We start from the raw sequence: 15,289 nt of genomic DNA on the forward strand, positions 1-15,289 counted from the left end.
GAGGTGGCTTGTGGATATAAATATAATTTTCAAGATAGCGGCAGTAGGGATTATAACCGCCATAGTAGGGCAGGTTTTGAAAAAAGCCGACAAAGACGAAATAGCCACGCTCACCACCCTTGCCGGACTCGTGATAGTTCTGCTTATGGTGGTGGACCTTATCGCGGGACTTTTCGATACGCTTAAGACGATATTCGGACTTTACAGCTTATGGATATAGTCAAAATTTCCGCAATGGGAATTATTACGGCGTTTTGCGTGGTTATGCTGCGCGAACAAAAGAGCGAAATAGCCATGCTCGTGGGAATTGCGGGCGGGTGTCTTATTTTGCTCTCGCTTATAGACTACTTTACGCAGATATTCGCAACGCTGTCGGCAATTGCGAGCAAGACGGGAATTCCGTCGTCGGTTTATAAGTCTGTGATGAAAATTATTTCCATAGGATACATAGCGGATTTTTCGGCGGGCATAGTGGAGGACACGGGACAAAAGGCGCTCGCCGAAAAGATAATACTCGGCGGCAAGCTCATTATAATGGTGATTGCGCTACCTATAATCACGCTGTTGTTCGATACGATTGCGGGGGTGCTGTCGTGAAAAGAAAACTTTTGGCGGCGGTAATTTTGATTGCGCTGTATCTCGTTACGGCGGCGTTTTCGTTCGACAGTCCGCAACTTAACGCCGACAACTCCGAAGCGGAAAAAGACCTCGGCGAGAACGTGGAAGAAATAGTCGACAATCTCGACCTTGCCGAACTCGAAGCATATCTTGCGCAGTTGGCGGAGTCGCAAAAGGCGGTGATTGGTTTCGGCAGTATCAAAAACCGCATTAAGGCGGTTATAAACGGCAACTTGAGCAACGATTACGGTTCTTTTATTTCGTATATGGCGAGCATACTCGGAATAAACGTGCTGAGCTATCTTCCCGTAATAGCGGCGGTGATTGCGATAGCCGTGGCGTATAATATCATGAGCTCGCTCCGCGGCAAATTCGCTTCCGACTCGGTGCAAAACATAGTTTACTTTGCCTGCGTTTCTCTGCTCATGGTGATACTGTTTACTCAAATGTTCGCCATGATAGGAACCGTAAAACAATTCGTAAGCGATTTGCAAAAGCAGATGAGCATATTTTTCCCCGTGCTGTTAACTCTCATGACGGCAATAGGCGCGGGTTCTTCGGTTGCCGTATATAGACCCGGCGTTGCCATACTCGCAAGCGGAATATCCGAACTTATAATAGTGTTTATTTTGCCCGCGTTTATAATTTCCGTCGTGCTCACCGCCGTTGGCAACTTAAGCGACGGGGTAAAGCTCGGCAAACTGTCGGATTTCTTTTCGGGCTCGTCAAAATGGTTGCTCGGTACAGCGTTTTTTCTCTTTTCGGCTTTTATGGCGGTGCAGGGAATTACGGCGTCGGTTTACGACGGCGTTTCGATACGCACGGCAAAATTCGCCATAAGCAAGTACGTGCCCATAATAGGCGGTTATCTTTCGGACGGACTGAATCTCGTTATGTCGGGCAGCGTGCTCGTTAAAAACGCGTTGGGAACTACGGCCATAGTGTTGCTCTTCGTTTCGGTGTTGCCCGTGATAATTCAAGTGCTCGTGCTTAATCTAAGCCTGCGTTTTGCGGGCGCGGTTATAGAGCCGTTCGGCGACGGGCGAATGAGTGCACTCGTAACCAATTTGGGCAAAAATCTTACTCTACTTATTTCGATTGTGCTTGCGATTGCGTTTTTGTATTTCGTGTTTTTGATACTTATAGTCTGCACGGGGAACCTTGCCTTATGAGCGCACTCGGTGGGTGGATACTCGGCATACTCGGTATCGTGGTTATAGGCGCGGTTATAGACCTCGTGCTGCCGTCCGGCAGAATGAACAAGTACGTTAAATCGGTGTTTGCGGCGGTGACCGTGCTTGTGGTGATTTTACCCCTTCCGAACCTGTTGAAAAACGGATGCTCCGCCGACGAATTCATACCCAACATAAAAGTGGAAACGGACGACAAATATCTCGAATACACGCAAAATATCAAAAAGAACTACATAATAAAAGGGCTTAAAGCCGCGCTATCGAACGACGGGATTACTTTGGGAGAAATGAGCATAGAGGGGGATTTTTCTTCCGTTGCGCCCGTTATAACGGCCGTGAAAATAAATTTGAGCCAAGTTGTCATTGTAGGACAATCCGAGCATATAAATAAGTATGAGCTGATACGAAGCAAGGTTTGCCGATATCTTTCGGTAGACGAGGACGTGGTTGCGATTTATGAAAACTGAGAGCAAAATCAAAAAATGGATAAGTTCGCTGAAATCTAAAAAGCACCTCGAACTCGTCATTGCCGTAATAGCCGTAGTAATCATGCTCGTACTGTATTTTTCCACGAGAGCGGGTTCCGCTTCCAAAACCGAAACAGTCGCCGACTTATATTCGAGCGACTACTGCGCCAAAACCGAACGCCAGCTCGTAGAGGCACTCGAAGCCATGAAAGGAGTGGGCAAGGTAAAAGCGGTGGTAAGTTGGGAATCGGGAGTGGAAAAGGTTATTGCATACGCCACAAGCAATTCGGGTAACAGCGTTACTACAACGCCTATAGTGATACAGTCGCAGGGAATTAGTTCCCCGATTGTGCTCAAAGAGTTGTACCCCAAGGCGCTCGGCGTAATTATTATCTGTCAAGGAGGAAACAATATTGCGGTTAAACTCGATGTCATGAATGCGGTTTCGGCTTTGCTGAACATATCGCAAAACAAAGTAAACGTGTATGCAATGAAATAATAAACAATAAAAATATGGAGGACAAATTCATGTTAAGTAAAAAGAAAAAGGTTTTCATTCTTGTAGGCATGGTTGCGCTGTTGGTTGTTACGGGATGCTTGAACATCTTTTTGAACAACAAAGCCACCAAAGCTAATGCGTCGGGCGACGTAACTTACGGAAATTTCTTCAGTACTTACCGCACCGACCGTCAGGCAACCAGAGACCAAACCATTTTGTATCTCGACGCTATAATCAATAACGAGGCGTCCACCGCCGAAGCCGTTAGCGCGGCGGAAGCTCAAAAGCTCGCTCTTACCAAGAACATGGACCTCGAGCTCGTACTCGAAGGACTCATAAAAGCTCTCGGTTTCGAAGACACCATAGTAACCGCGTCTACCGACAATATAAACATTATTATCAAGTCGGACGAATTGACCGAAAACGAGGTTGCGCAGGTACTCGATATAGTCGTTTCCGAAACCGACAAAACCGCTCTCGACGTAAGAATTCTTCCCGTAGAATAATTGTTGAATTTGTGCGGAAAATTGATTGAATTTTTTGACTCGCTGTGATATACTAATACATAAGAATAAATAAAGGAGAGCTTCATGCCGCTCAAGAGCCGCTACAACGCAAACTTTACCGGCGACGTAACTTACGGACGAAATCTTATATCGTCTATAATAGTGCTTGCCGTGCAAGAAATAAACGGCGTGGCGTCGCTTCAGGGCAAGGGCATTCGTACGGAGATGATAGGCAACACGGTAAGCGTGGACGTATTCATCAACGTGGAGTTCGGCGTGAGCTGTTCGGACGTGGCGTTTCGCGTTCAAGAGAACGTAAAACGCAGCGTGGAAACCATGAGTAAGTATAAAGTGGGCGTGGTGAACGTGAATATACTCGGCATCACCATGCCGGACAAAGACTTAATAGCACCGTTGTAGACTTAAGTCTGCACAGCTAAAGGCTTTAAGAACTTAAAGCCTTTAGCTTTTGTTTTTTTAGCGAGAGGATATATGAGCAGAAAATCGGCAAGAGAAAACGCTTTCAGACTCGTTTACGAGTTTTTGGAAACGGGAGAACGCAACGACTTTACAAAAGAATTGCTTTGCAAAAACGAAGCGCCCGACGACGTGGCGTTTACGTGCGGAATTTACGATACCGTAATAGAAAATTACGAACATCTCAAAAGCGTAATTTCGCGTTACAGCAAAGATTTTGCGTTTGACAGGATATACAAGACCGATTTGGCGGCTCTTATGATTTCCGTAGCGGAGCTACTGTTTATGGAAGACGTGCCCGTTAAAGTTTCGGTTAACGAAGCGTTGGAACTTAGCCGCGCCTATTCCACCGAAAAAAGTTTTTCGTTCGTGAACGGAATTTTGGCGTCGGTAATAGCAAACAAAGAGGAGCTGAAAAATGAGCGCGAAGATAATTGACGGAAAAGCGATAGCGGAGAGAGTAAGAGCGGACGTGCGGAAAAAAGCGGAAGCGTTTGCCGCAAAGAAAGGGCGCCGCGTAGGGCTTGCCGTTATACTCGCGGGAGAAAACCCCGCGAGCAAAATTTATGTTCGCAACAAAATCAAGGCGTGTGAAGACGCGGCGATAAAGTCTTTTTCGTACGAGCTTCCCGCGGAAACTCCCGAAAACAAAATCATAGAGCTTGTGCAGGCTCTTAACGAAGATAAAAATATCGACGGTATTTTGGTACAACTTCCGCTCCCCGAAGGAGTGAACGAAAAACGCGTTTTGGAACACGTTGCGCCGCATAAAGACGTGGACGGTTTCCACGCAATGAACGCGGGCAATCTGATGCTCGGAAATCCCTGCCTTGCCGCATGTACTCCGCAAGGTTGCATTGAGCTCATACGTTCTGCGGGCGTTGAAATCGAAGGCAAGAACGCGGTAGTTGTGGGGCGCAGTAACATAGTGGGCAAACCCATGGCAATGCTATTGTTGCAAAACAACGCGACCGTTACCGTAGCGCATTCGCGCACGCAAGACCTTAAAAGCGTTACTTCGCGCGCGGATATACTCGTTGCGGCTGTGGGCATAAAAGAATTTATCACCGGCGATATGATTAAATCGGGCGCGGTGGTAATAGACGTAGGCATGAACAGGCACGACGGCAAACTGTACGGCGACGTAAACTTCGGCGAAGCGTGCGAAAAGGCGTCTTATATAACGCCCGTGCCCGGCGGCGTAGGACCTATGACTATCGCCATGCTTTTGAGTAACACGGTTGCCGCCGCGGAAAAAAATGCGTGAAAGAACTTTAACGGTATCGCAAATAAACGAATACGTTAAAGGGGTATTCGAAGACGAACTGATACTCCACGATTTGGGGGTGGAAGGGGAAATTTACGAATACAAAAAGACCGCTTCGGCAACTTTCGTAACGCTCAAGGAAAAAGACTGTTTGCTCGGGTGCGTTTCTTTCGATTCGGTTTGCGACTTTTCCGTAGGCGACAAAGTAATATTGTTCGGAAGCGTATCGTTTTACGAAAGAACGGGAAAAGTTTCTTTTGTGTTCCGTTCGGCGAAAAAGACGGGCGCAGGAGATATTCTCGCCGAATTCAACGCGCTTAAGGAAAAACTGCGCGGCGAAGGGCTGTTCGAAAACAAAAAGCCGCTTCCGCCATACGTGAGAAAGGTTGCGATAGTTACTGCGATAACCGGCGCGGTAATTCACGACTTTATAAAAACGGTGCACCGCAAGCACAAATTTTGCTCGGTTGAAATTTATCCGTCGGCGGTGCAGGGCAAAAACGCGGCTACGGAACTGACCGAAAATTTGCGGCTTGCCGATAAGAGCAAACCCGACGTTGTGATAGTGGCGCGAGGCGGAGGAAGCGGCGACGACTTGAGCGCGTTTAACAACGAAACGCTCGTACGCGCCGTAGCGGCGTGCTCAACGCCCGTAATTTCCGCGGTAGGGCACGAAACCGATTTCACGCTTTGCGATTTCGCGGCCTCGGTAAGGGCGGGAACGCCGAGCATGGCGGGCGAACTTATAAGCCGCATAAACGAAGATTTTTACGAGAGAATTTTGAACGCCGCCATGAGAATTGAACGAGGTGCGTTGGAAATATTTTCGAGAAAAACCGCCGTACTGAAACGGGCGAGCGAAACCGTAGCGCGAAAGAGCGAACTAAAATTCGAGCGCGTGCGTACAAAGGTTTTAAGTTCCGCCGAGCATATGGAAAAGCGAGTAAACGAAGTAGTTTCAAACCGTGAAATTGCGGTTAAACGCTCCGCGCTCGCAATAGCCGAGAAAACGCGAAACGCGGCAAACAAACAAAACGAGCGTTTGCAAAAAGCGGCGGCGAAACTCGACGGCAACAATCCTTTAAGAATTCTTTCCATGGGTTACGCCAAACTCACTGATAAGCGCGGGCAACCGGTTCGGTACGACAGCGTTGCCGTTGGCGACGATTTTGCCGCAGTTGTAGACGGTGGAAAATTGACTGCAAAAGTTACGGAGAAGAAAGAAAAAATTTCGGTTTTCGGAGGAAACAATGGAACTTGAAGACAAGCTCAAAGAACTGGAGCGCACCGCCGATAAGCTCGACGAAAAAGACGTTTCTTTGGAAGAAGCGATACGCCTGTTCGAAAACGGAGTGGGACTTATTCGCGAGTGTTTGGAAAAGTTAAACGAAAGCAAGGGCAAAATCGAAGCCGTAAGCGGTAAGCTCAACGAAATACTTGAAAATTGCGAGGACGAAACGAATTGAATTTCACCGATGAATACGCCGCACGCAAAGAACAATTCGAAGGATATCTCCGTTCGTTTACGAGCGAACTTTTAACCTATCCCGCAGACTTGTGCGACGCGGTTACTTATGCCCTCACAAGCGGCGGAAAGCGATTGCGCCCCGTGCTTCTTCTCGAAGCCGTTCGCATGTTCGGCGGCAAAATCGACTCGGCGGCTGTAAATTTCGCGCTTGCCGTCGAGTGCATTCATACTTATTCTCTTATACACGACGATTTGCCTTGCATGGATAACGACGATATGCGCAGAGGGCAACCCACGTGTCACAAAAAATTCGGCGAAGCAAATGCGGTGCTGGCGGGCGACGCGCTTTTGAACCTTGCCTACGAGCTGATGCTCGGCTCGGCGGCTCTTGCAGACAACTCCGAAAGGTATGTGAAAGCCGCTTGCGCCGTAGCTCATGCCGCGGGCGGCAACGGCATGGTGGGCGGGCAGATATGCGATATGACGAACGCGGTTTCGGATAGCGTCATAAATTATATTTACGAGAACAAAACCGCCGCTTTAATAAAGGCGGCGTTGCGTGCCGGCGCGATAATAGGCAACGCCAAGGAAGACGATTTGAAAAAGATATGCGAATTCGGCGACCTGTTCGGGTATTGTTTTCAGTTGTGCGACGACCTGTTGGATAAAGATACCGAAAGCGCAGACAAGCAAACTTATCTTTCGCTTCACGGCGAAGAGGATACAAAGCGACTCTTAAAACAAAAGACCGTAGCCGCGTTATCTATTTTACAAAATATGGAAAATTCCGAATTTTTACTCGAACTTACAAAAAGTTTTATGGAGCGCAAAGAGTAATAAAACTTTGGACGAAATAATAAAACAAGTTAATTCTCCCGAGCGGCTTAAAGAACTGAGCTGTAAAGAACTCGGCGCATACTGCGACAGCGTGCGCAAATTTATCGTTGAGTCGGTTCGACACAGCGGAGGGCATCTCGCCTCGAGCATAGGAGCGGTGGAACTCGCCGTAGCTTTGCATTACGTTTTCGACTGTCCGAAAGACAAAATACTGTGGGACGTGGGGCATCAGGCATACGCGCACAAAATAATCACGGGCAGGGCGGAGAATTTCGGCGCGTTACGCGCCAACGGCGGCATATCGGGATTTCCCAAAATGACGGAGAGCGAGTACGACTCTTTTACCATGGGGCACAGTTCCACGTCTCTGTCGGTGGGACTCGGATATGCTCGCGCCCGCGATACTCTCGGCGAAGATTACAACGTAATTAGCGTTATAGGAGACGGGGCGTTTACGGGGGGAATGGCTTTCGAGGCGCTCAACGATATCGGTGCGTCCAAAGCCAAAATGATTATAGTTCTTAACGACAATAAAATGTCCATTTCCAAAAACGTGGGCGCGATGAGCGAATATCTTGCCAAACTCAGGCTTAGCAAACGATACAACAGGCTCAAAAGCACCGTAAAAAAGGGCGTGCTCGGTATTCCTTTGTTCGGGTCGAATTTGTATAAAGCTCTCGTGAGAACCAAGCACGGGGTAAAATCGGTTGTGCAAAGCAATAAAATGTTCGAGCAAATGGGCATTAAATACTACGGACCGATTGAGGGTCACAATCTCGCAAACTTAATAGAAATTTTCAAGCAAGTAAAGAACGAGGACGAACCCGTTTTAATTCACATACTTACGCAAAAGGGCAAAGGATATCCAGTGGCGGCTTCCGACCCTACCAAATTTCACGGTATCGTGCCGCAGGGAGCAACAAACGAAAAATCATTCTCGCAAGTTCTTTCCGATTTTTTGTGTACCGAGGGCGAGAAGAACAGTAAAATAACGGCAATTACCGCGGCTATGTCGGACGGAACGGGGCTAACCGCGTTTGCCGAAAAATTTCCCGACCGACTTTACGACGTGGGAATAGCCGAACAACATGCGGTAACTCTTGCGGCGGGACTTGCTGCGGGCGGACTTAAGCCGTATTTTGCCGTGTATTCGAGCTTTTTACAGCGCGGATTCGACCAAGTGTTGCACGACGTGTGCATAAACAATCTCGGCGTGACCTTTCTTATAGACCGAGCGGGCGCGGTGGGGGCGGACGGAGTAACTCATCAGGGATTATACGATATAAGTTATCTTTCGTTAATTCCCAATCTTTCTATACTCGCGCCCAAAGACGGTTGCGAGTTCAGGCAAATGCTCGAGTTTTCTCTTTCGTACGATAAGCCGCTTGCTATCCGCTATCCCAAAAGTTACCTTTGCGACAGTGCCGAAAACGGTTCGTTCGAGTACGGAAAGTGGGAGATTTTGAAACGCTCCCAATCGGGCGTTTACGTTTTGGCGGTGGGAAATAGGGCTGTGTGCGCGGCGAGCGGTATCGAAAACGCGAATATCGTTTCGGCTCGGTGCATAAAGCCGCTCGACTCCGAATTTTTGCAACAAATCAATCGCAAAGGCAACTTGATAATCACCGTGGAAGACGGAGCAAAGCGCGGCGGTTTCGGGCAGTCGGTTTTGGCGTATCTCAATGAAATAGGGCAGAACGCCAAAGTGGAAACGATAGGCTATCCCGACGAATTTTTAGACGATTTTTGTATAGAACATTCGCTCGAAGCCGCGGGCATAACCGAAAGCGGAATTTTGAGCGTTATAAAAAACTTTGGAAACAGTATTCAATAAACTTGAATATTTATAAATTTTCATGTATAATAAAAGCATGAAAGTAGGGATATATACCAATATCCATAAAGACAAAGGATTTGCCGTAACCGAAAAACTCATAGAGAATTTTTCGGAGCGCGGTATTTTATGTTACGCTCACGATAATTTGAAAGGCAAAGTGGAGTGCGCGGGTTTCTTTTCCGAAAACGACGAAAACGGGCTCGATATGATGCTTACCGTAGGCGGCGACGGCACAATGCTTAGCATATCGAAGTGGTGTGCCGTAAAAAAAATACCGGTGCTCGGTGTAAATTTGGGCAAGCTCGGCTTTTTGACCGAAGCCGAACCCGAATGTTTCGATAAACTCGCGCAAGATATAGTAAGCGAAAACTACACGGTGGAAAAACGCACCGTGCTTTGCGCAAAACTCGACGAAAAGCGTTTCTACGCTCTCAACGAAATAGTTATAGCGCGCAGAAACGTATCCAAAATGATTATGCTCAAAGTGGATATAGACGGCGCGCCCGTAGATATGTATTACTGCGACGGTTTCATTGCGTGCACGCCCACGGGTTCTACCGCGTATTCGCTTTCCGCGGGCGGACCGGTTATAAGCCCAACGGCGAACGTATTTGCGCTTACTCCGGTTAATTCGCACTCCATGCATTCGCGTCCCATAGTGATAGGCGACGACGAAACGATAGGCATTACGCTTCAGGCGCGAGCCGACGACGCAATGGTGATAGCCGACGGAAAGAACGTATGCGTTCTGCCCGAAAAGAAAACCATACGCATATTCAAAGCTCCCAAACGCGCGTTATTCGTAAGGTTGAACAAAAACGGGTTTTACGAGCGATTGTTGCGCAAACTGAATTCTTGGAGCCTTACGCCTGCGGAGGAGTCTTAACTTATGACGAGAAACGCAAGACAAATCAAAATATTGGAACTCATAACCGAAAACGTCGTAGAAACGCAAGACGATTTAACCCGTATGCTTAAAGAAGCGGGTTTTAACGCCACGCAAGCAACCATTTCCCGCGATATAAAAGAGCTCGGCATAGTAAAGGTTACGCACGACGGTAAAAAACAAAAGTACGTGCGGGAAATAGGCGACCGCAGCGTATCCAATAAACTCGTAAGCATTTTCAAACATGCGGTGGTATCAATCGTAAACGCGGGAAATATCATCGTTATAAAAACGATTTCGGGCAGCGCGAATATTGCCGGCATGATGCTCGACCGTCTTGAAAATCCCGATATACTCGGGTGCGTGGCGGGCGACGACACCGTAATGGCGGTAACCAAGAGCGAAAGCACGGCGCAACAAATAAGCGAGTCGCTTTCGTCGTTGTTGGAGCAATAGAGCCATGCTGAAAAGACTTACCGTAAAAAATCTCGCGCTCATAGAAAAGCTCGAACTCGAACCGTGCGCAAAACTCAACATAATGAGCGGCGAAACAGGCGCGGGCAAATCCATAATAGTAGACGGTATAATGCTTTTGCTCGGAGCGCGTTACGATAAAACGCTGTTGCGATACGGCACCGAAGCGGGTTACGTTGAGGGTGTGTTCGACGTTTCCGAACGTGCGAAAGCGGTTATGAACGATTTCGGTATGGAAGAAGACGATTGCATAATTATAAACCGCAAATTTTATGCCGACGGAAAAAGCGAAATACGCATAAACGGCAGAACCGCAACTTCGGGAATGCTCAAAAGTCTTACGGCAACGCTTGTGGATATATACGGGCAGAACGAATATCAGTCGCTCATACGCACGAGCGAACACCTGCGTATCCTCGATTATTACGCTCGCGAAGAACTCGCTAAAGTTTGTTCGCATTACGCGCAGGTTTATACGGAATACAAAGATACCGTAAATAAACTCTCGAAGATTGGCAACGCAAGCGAAAGAGAGCGGGAAATAGACCTGTTATCGTATCAGGTGAGCGAAATAGAAGACTCCGCTACCTACGAAAACGAAGAAGACGAACTGATAGAAAAACGCAACGTGATAACCTCGGCGGAAAAAATATACGCCGCGCTCGGACAGGCTCTGCACTCTCTAAACGAGCGCGAAGACGGTTCGGCAAGCGAGCTTATAGGCGACGCTCAACGCGAAATAAGCGCGATTTCGGGCTTGAAAAGTTTGTTTGCCGAGATATACGACAGGCTCGAAACCGTTTCCATAGAAATAGGCGACGTTTGCGACGTTATACGCGACGAACTCGACGGACTGAATTTCGATATGGGCGAACTTGACGAGCTTGAAAAACGGCTTTCGGCAGTGCGTTCGCTCAAGCGAAAATACGGCTCGTATGCCGAAATGATTAAATATAAAACCGCGGCTAAGGAAAGACTCGAATATCTCGAAAACGCCGACAGTCATTATTTTAAGCTCGAAACGCGCAAAAAAGAACTCACGAGCGAACTTTATGCGCTTGCAAAAGCTATGCACGATATACGGCTTTTTAGCGCGGAAGAATTTGCAAACAAAATTAAAAAAGAGCTTCACGAGCTCGGAATGGAAAACGCCGATTTTGCCGTGCAAATTTCCGAGTTTCCGCAAATTGCCGATTTCGAAAAACGCTTCGGTCCGCTCGGCGCGGATACCGCGGAGTTTTATCTTTCGCCGAACGCGGGGCAACCGCTTAAGCCGCTTATAAAAATTATTTCGGGCGGCGAAATGTCACGCTTTATGTTGGCGTTAAAGGTTATTTCCAACGAAACCGACGATATACCCACAATGATATTCGACGAGATAGACGCGGGTATAAGCGGAATTACGGGCAGAGTTGTTGCCAAAAAACTTGCGGTGATTTCGCGCAAACATCAAATACTATGCGTGACGCACCTCGCTCAAATAGCCGCAATGGCGGACTCTCACTATTATATACGCAAAGAAACGGCAAACAACAGCACCGTTACCGTCGTAACCGAGCTTGACAAAAACGGTATGATAAACGAAATATCGAGGTTATCGGGCGGACAGGGAATTAGCGAGCAGTCGGCTTCGAACGCCGAAACGATGAAACGCTGGAGCGACGATTACAAAGCCACTTTATAGTACTCGAAATTAAATATCGCTATTAAACGCCGAAAAGTCTTTTCATTTTTAGGAAAGACTTTTTTCGCATATTAGCCGCGCCGGCGCGACAAACTATATACCATGAGCGTAAAAAACATAAGAAAAAATTATTGGATAATAGCTTATATTTTCTTTTTGGTTTTTATTTTCGGTTTATACACGCCCGCAAATGCTCAAAACGCGAATGCCGAGCCTGCGTATTCGGTATATCTCGGAGGTTTTCCGATAGGACTGACGCTGAAACCCAAAGGCGTTATAGTGGTAAGACCTGCGCCGATAGAAACCGAGCTCGGCAGCGTTGTGGCTAAATCGCCTTTGAGCGGCGGCGATATAATAGAGAGCGTAAACGGGGCGGAGGTAAGAAACATAAAGGATATAGATACGGCATTATCCGCAACCGAAGATATGACGGCTAAACTCGGAGTACGCAGAGGCACTGCGCTTTTGGATATAACGGTAAACTTGATTCGCGAAGATATGACGGGCGAAAAGCGACTCGGTTTAAGAGTGCGCGAAAGCGTTGCGGGCGTGGGTACGGTAACTTACGTTAAACAAGACGGCTCGTTCGCTTGCTTGGGGCATCCGATAACTTTGGAAAACGAAAGTTTTGCACCCTGTTTCGAGGGTTACTCGTTCGATTGTAAAATCTTAGGTTGCAATAAAGGCGTAAGAGGACGAGCGGGAGAGCTTAAAGGGGCTTTCTCGAGTTCCGTGCCAAACGGAACACTATATAAAAACTGTAAAAGCGGAGTTTTCGGCAAATTCAAAAATTACGAAGGCGGCGAACTCACCGCAGTTGCTCCTCGGCAGAGCGTGCGCCTCGGCAAAGCGTATATACTCGCAAACGTAAACAATTCCACAGAAAGGTACGATATAGAAATAGTTAAAACGTCGTCCCAAAACTCGGTTTCCGATAAAAGCATGATAATAAGAGTAACCGATAAGCGGCTTATTTCCGCAACGGGCGGCATAGTGCAGGGAATGAGCGGCAGTCCTATAATACAAAACAACAGATTGGTAGGGGCGGTAACGCACGTTTTTGTTTCAGACCCTACGAAAGGATACGGCATTTATGCCGATTGGATGATGGAAAATTAGTACTATGTGTGGCATACTATAGGATTTTGGGTCATATTTTGTCGTTTTTCTATATATGATATTATATGATAAAAATAAACGCTTACAACCTTTTATATGATTTCAGGGATTTTCTGAAAGAAAATATCGGGAAATTTACGATAATAGCCTTAATAAATATAGCGGCAATCGCGCTCGGAATACGTAGCGGATTTGCGGTATATGACGCGGAAAGCTACTTGATTACGCACCAAACGAACGAGTTTTTGCTAATCACCGCCGAAAGAGGGATATTCGCTTATTTTTTCATAAATCTTATAACGTACTTAATATTGTTTTCACTGCTTGCTTTGCTTTCGGCGCACTTTTTACTCTCTTATTTATGCTTTGCGATACTGTTTTTCCAAACTTACTATTTCGCAATGTATTTGAGCTTATATATAGCAATGCTCAAGCTGTCGGTTTTGCCGTTTATATTATGTTGTTTGCTTCCGTGTTTTTTACTGTGTACGTTTATTCTCGCCACAGTGGCGGTAATGACGTTAAACCGAGCGCACGACCTAAGATGCTACGGGTGCGGGCGTTCAAACTGCTTTCCCGTATACATGCAACGCTTGCTTTTACCGTGTATTACGTTAAGCATAATACTGATTTTATTCGCAATTCCGTCATATTTTTTAACTATAGGTATAATTTTATAAATATGACTACATATTAGTACAAACGGAGGAAATATACGTATGAAGAAATTTTTAATACTGTCGCTTACCGTAATACTCGCATTCGGCATATTTTGCGGGGCTACGGTAACCGCAAACGCCGAACAAACGGTTTCCGCGCTCGATATTAAAGCGCGTTCCGCTTTGCTCATGGATTACGATACGGGCACTATAGTGTTTGCCAAAAACGAGAAAGAGCGCATGCCCATAGCAAGTATGGTGAAAATCATGACATTGTTGCTTGCGCTCGAAGATATCGACGCAGGCAAACTCTCGGTAGACGATACCGTTCGCGCGAGCGAAAACGCCGCTTCCATGGGCGGTTCGCAGGCGTTTTTGGACGCGGGAAGCGATTATACCGTAAACGAGCTTCTTAAAAGCATTGTGGTGGGCTCTGCAAACGACTCGTGCGTGGCTATAGCCGAGCACATATCGGGCAGCGTGGACACGTTCGTTGCGCGAATGAACGAAAAAGCCAAATCGCTCGGCATGCTCGACACTCGCTTTATAAACTGCACGGGCTTGCCCGGTGCGGAGCAGTACTGCTGTGCGCACGACGTCGCTCTTATGACGAGAGCTCTCATAAGTCACGAAAAGTTTTTCGATTATTCCAAAGTATGGATGTTCGATTTTGCACATCCGAGCGGAAGAGTAACTCAGCTATCCAACACCAATAAACTCATAAGAGCTTACGAGGGTTGCGACGGCGGCAAAACGGGCTTTACCAACGACGCGAAATTCTGTCTTTCGGCAACCGCAAAACGCGGCGACACCCGCCTTATAAGCGTTGTGTGCGGCGCGGAGTCGTCCAAAGTGCGCAACGCGCAGAACGCCGCGCTCTTCAATTTCGGCTTTGCCAACTACGAAACGAAGCAGGTGGTTAAAGCTGGTATTGCGGCGGATACGGAATACTCGGTAAGCGGCGGCAAAGAGAGCGCGATTAAAGCGGTGCCCGCGGCGGATAAATTCGTATTCCTTAAAAAAGGCGATACGCCCGCGCTCGAATACAACTACGAAATACCCGAGCTTCGTGCGCCTATCGAGAGCGGCGACGTTATAGGAACGCTCAAAGTGACCAATAAAGGCGAAGCGGTGTGCGAAGTTCCGCTCGTGAGCGACCGCACCGTGCTTAAGTCGGGATATCTCGATATAGTGGACGATTTCATAGCAAACTGGTAATCTAAGCTATATATTTATAAAGAAAGCGCATTTCACATAGCGGAAGTGCGCTTTTTCGTCAAGTCGCGCAATATTATGGT

19 protein-coding genes are annotated in these 15,289 nt (G+C 47.3%); all 19 read left to right on the forward strand.

From position 1 onward, the window contains the following. The first annotated feature begins 10 nt into the window (after positions 1-10). Positions 11-220, forward strand: a complete 210-nt coding sequence (spoIIIAC, locus tag NFR55_RS05490) for a stage III sporulation protein AC (protein ID WP_251547117.1) — start codon at positions 11-13, stop codon at positions 218-220. Next, a complete protein-coding gene (locus NFR55_RS05495; protein ID WP_251547118.1) occupies positions 211-597 on the forward strand; it encodes a SpoIIIAC/SpoIIIAD family protein in 387 nt (128 codons plus the stop codon). Before spoIIIAC ends, NFR55_RS05495 begins: the two co-directional genes overlap by 10 nt. Next, a complete protein-coding gene (locus NFR55_RS05500) occupies positions 594-1,790 on the forward strand; it encodes a stage III sporulation protein AE (RefSeq protein ID WP_251547119.1) in 1,197 nt (398 codons plus the stop codon). Before NFR55_RS05495 ends, NFR55_RS05500 begins: the two co-directional genes overlap by 4 nt. After that, a complete protein-coding gene (locus NFR55_RS05505) occupies positions 1,787-2,278 on the forward strand; it encodes a stage III sporulation protein AF (protein WP_251547120.1) in 492 nt (163 codons plus the stop codon). The genes NFR55_RS05500 and NFR55_RS05505 overlap by 4 nt, the downstream gene beginning before the upstream one ends. Beyond that, positions 2,268-2,777 (forward strand): hypothetical protein, encoded by a 510-nt coding sequence (locus tag NFR55_RS05510; protein WP_251547121.1) that lies wholly within the window; start codon positions 2,268-2,270, stop codon positions 2,775-2,777. Before NFR55_RS05505 ends, NFR55_RS05510 begins: the two co-directional genes overlap by 11 nt. 29 nt (positions 2,778-2,806) lie before the next feature. Beyond that, the gene (locus tag NFR55_RS05515) at positions 2,807-3,283 is read left to right on the forward strand and encodes a SpoIIIAH-like family protein (RefSeq protein WP_251547122.1); all 477 of its coding nucleotides are present in this window, start codon (positions 2,807-2,809) and stop codon (positions 3,281-3,283) included. Between the two features lie 84 nt (positions 3,284-3,367). Continuing rightward, positions 3,368-3,703 carry an Asp23/Gls24 family envelope stress response protein gene (locus NFR55_RS05520; protein ID WP_251547123.1) on the forward strand — a complete coding sequence of 112 codons (336 nt, stop codon included), beginning with the start codon at positions 3,368-3,370 and terminating at the stop codon, positions 3,701-3,703. Positions 3,704-3,775: 72 nt separating this feature from the next. Then, positions 3,776-4,198, forward strand: a complete 423-nt coding sequence (gene nusB / locus NFR55_RS05525) for a transcription antitermination factor NusB (protein ID WP_251547124.1) — start codon at positions 3,776-3,778, stop codon at positions 4,196-4,198. Then, positions 4,179-5,027, forward strand: coding sequence for a bifunctional methylenetetrahydrofolate dehydrogenase/methenyltetrahydrofolate cyclohydrolase FolD (gene folD / locus NFR55_RS05530; RefSeq protein ID WP_251547125.1), 849 nt, complete (start codon positions 4,179-4,181; stop codon positions 5,025-5,027). The genes nusB and folD overlap by 20 nt, the downstream gene beginning before the upstream one ends. Beyond that, entirely contained in the window at positions 5,020-6,288 is a 1,269-nt protein-coding gene (xseA, locus tag NFR55_RS05535; RefSeq protein WP_251547126.1) for an exodeoxyribonuclease VII large subunit, read from the forward strand. The genes folD and xseA overlap by 8 nt, the downstream gene beginning before the upstream one ends. Next, complete coding sequence (gene xseB / locus NFR55_RS05540; protein WP_251547127.1) at positions 6,278-6,493, forward strand: exodeoxyribonuclease VII small subunit; 216 nt, start codon at positions 6,278-6,280, stop codon at positions 6,491-6,493. The genes xseA and xseB overlap by 11 nt, the downstream gene beginning before the upstream one ends. After that, positions 6,490-7,332 (forward strand): polyprenyl synthetase family protein, encoded by an 843-nt coding sequence (locus NFR55_RS05545; RefSeq protein ID WP_251547128.1) that lies wholly within the window; start codon positions 6,490-6,492, stop codon positions 7,330-7,332. The genes xseB and NFR55_RS05545 overlap by 4 nt, the downstream gene beginning before the upstream one ends. A gap of 7 nt (positions 7,333-7,339) precedes the next feature. Continuing rightward, on the forward strand, positions 7,340-9,166 hold the full coding sequence (gene dxs, locus NFR55_RS05550; RefSeq protein ID WP_251547129.1) for a 1-deoxy-D-xylulose-5-phosphate synthase: 1,827 nt from the start codon (positions 7,340-7,342) through the stop codon (positions 9,164-9,166). Positions 9,167-9,203: 37 nt separating this feature from the next. Beyond that, positions 9,204-10,055: an NAD(+)/NADH kinase gene (locus NFR55_RS05555; RefSeq protein WP_251547130.1), complete on the forward strand. Its 852-nt coding sequence runs from the start codon at positions 9,204-9,206 to the stop codon at positions 10,053-10,055. Positions 10,056-10,058: 3 nt separating this feature from the next. Next, the gene (gene argR / locus NFR55_RS05560; protein ID WP_251547131.1) at positions 10,059-10,511 is read left to right on the forward strand and encodes an arginine repressor; all 453 of its coding nucleotides are present in this window, start codon (positions 10,059-10,061) and stop codon (positions 10,509-10,511) included. Positions 10,512-10,515: 4 nt separating this feature from the next. After that, positions 10,516-12,213 carry a DNA repair protein RecN gene (recN, locus tag NFR55_RS05565; protein WP_251547132.1) on the forward strand — a complete coding sequence of 566 codons (1,698 nt, stop codon included), beginning with the start codon at positions 10,516-10,518 and terminating at the stop codon, positions 12,211-12,213. A gap of 102 nt (positions 12,214-12,315) precedes the next feature. Beyond that, complete coding sequence (locus NFR55_RS05570) at positions 12,316-13,332, forward strand: SpoIVB peptidase S55 domain-containing protein (RefSeq protein ID WP_251547133.1); 1,017 nt, start codon at positions 12,316-12,318, stop codon at positions 13,330-13,332. 65 nt (positions 13,333-13,397) lie between these two features. Then, positions 13,398-14,012 (forward strand): hypothetical protein, encoded by a 615-nt coding sequence (locus NFR55_RS05575; protein ID WP_251547134.1) that lies wholly within the window; start codon positions 13,398-13,400, stop codon positions 14,010-14,012. Between the two features lie 39 nt (positions 14,013-14,051). Then, a complete protein-coding gene (locus NFR55_RS05580) occupies positions 14,052-15,209 on the forward strand; it encodes a D-alanyl-D-alanine carboxypeptidase family protein (RefSeq protein WP_251547135.1) in 1,158 nt (385 codons plus the stop codon). Positions 15,210-15,289 lie beyond the last annotated feature (80 nt).

It is taken from the genome of Pumilibacter intestinalis (assembly GCF_943193005.1).
Classification (GTDB): domain Bacteria; phylum Bacillota; class Clostridia; order Christensenellales; family Pumilibacteraceae; genus Pumilibacter; species Pumilibacter intestinalis.

Coding starts and splice junctions, on each gene's coding strand:
- xseA (WP_251547126.1), top strand. CDS start 5,020: ATGCGTGAAAGAACTTTAACGGTATCGCAAATAAACGAATACGTTAAA.
- NFR55_RS05570 (WP_251547133.1), top strand. CDS start 12,316: ATGAGCGTAAAAAACATAAGAAAAAATTATTGGATAATAGCTTATATT.
- NFR55_RS05575 (WP_251547134.1), top strand. CDS start 13,398: ATGATAAAAATAAACGCTTACAACCTTTTATATGATTTCAGGGATTTT.
- argR (WP_251547131.1), top strand. CDS start 10,059: ATGACGAGAAACGCAAGACAAATCAAAATATTGGAACTCATAACCGAA.
- NFR55_RS05520 (WP_251547123.1), top strand. CDS start 3,368: ATGCCGCTCAAGAGCCGCTACAACGCAAACTTTACCGGCGACGTAACT.
- NFR55_RS05580 (WP_251547135.1), top strand. CDS start 14,052: ATGAAGAAATTTTTAATACTGTCGCTTACCGTAATACTCGCATTCGGC.
- NFR55_RS05510 (WP_251547121.1), top strand. CDS start 2,268: ATGAAAACTGAGAGCAAAATCAAAAAATGGATAAGTTCGCTGAAATCT.
- NFR55_RS05505 (WP_251547120.1), top strand. CDS start 1,787: ATGAGCGCACTCGGTGGGTGGATACTCGGCATACTCGGTATCGTGGTT.
- nusB (WP_251547124.1), top strand. CDS start 3,776: ATGAGCAGAAAATCGGCAAGAGAAAACGCTTTCAGACTCGTTTACGAG.
- NFR55_RS05495 (WP_251547118.1), top strand. CDS start 211: ATGGATATAGTCAAAATTTCCGCAATGGGAATTATTACGGCGTTTTGC.
- xseB (WP_251547127.1), top strand. CDS start 6,278: ATGGAACTTGAAGACAAGCTCAAAGAACTGGAGCGCACCGCCGATAAG.
- NFR55_RS05555 (WP_251547130.1), top strand. CDS start 9,204: ATGAAAGTAGGGATATATACCAATATCCATAAAGACAAAGGATTTGCC.
- recN (WP_251547132.1), top strand. CDS start 10,516: ATGCTGAAAAGACTTACCGTAAAAAATCTCGCGCTCATAGAAAAGCTC.
- folD (WP_251547125.1), top strand. CDS start 4,179: ATGAGCGCGAAGATAATTGACGGAAAAGCGATAGCGGAGAGAGTAAGA.
- NFR55_RS05515 (WP_251547122.1), top strand. CDS start 2,807: ATGTTAAGTAAAAAGAAAAAGGTTTTCATTCTTGTAGGCATGGTTGCG.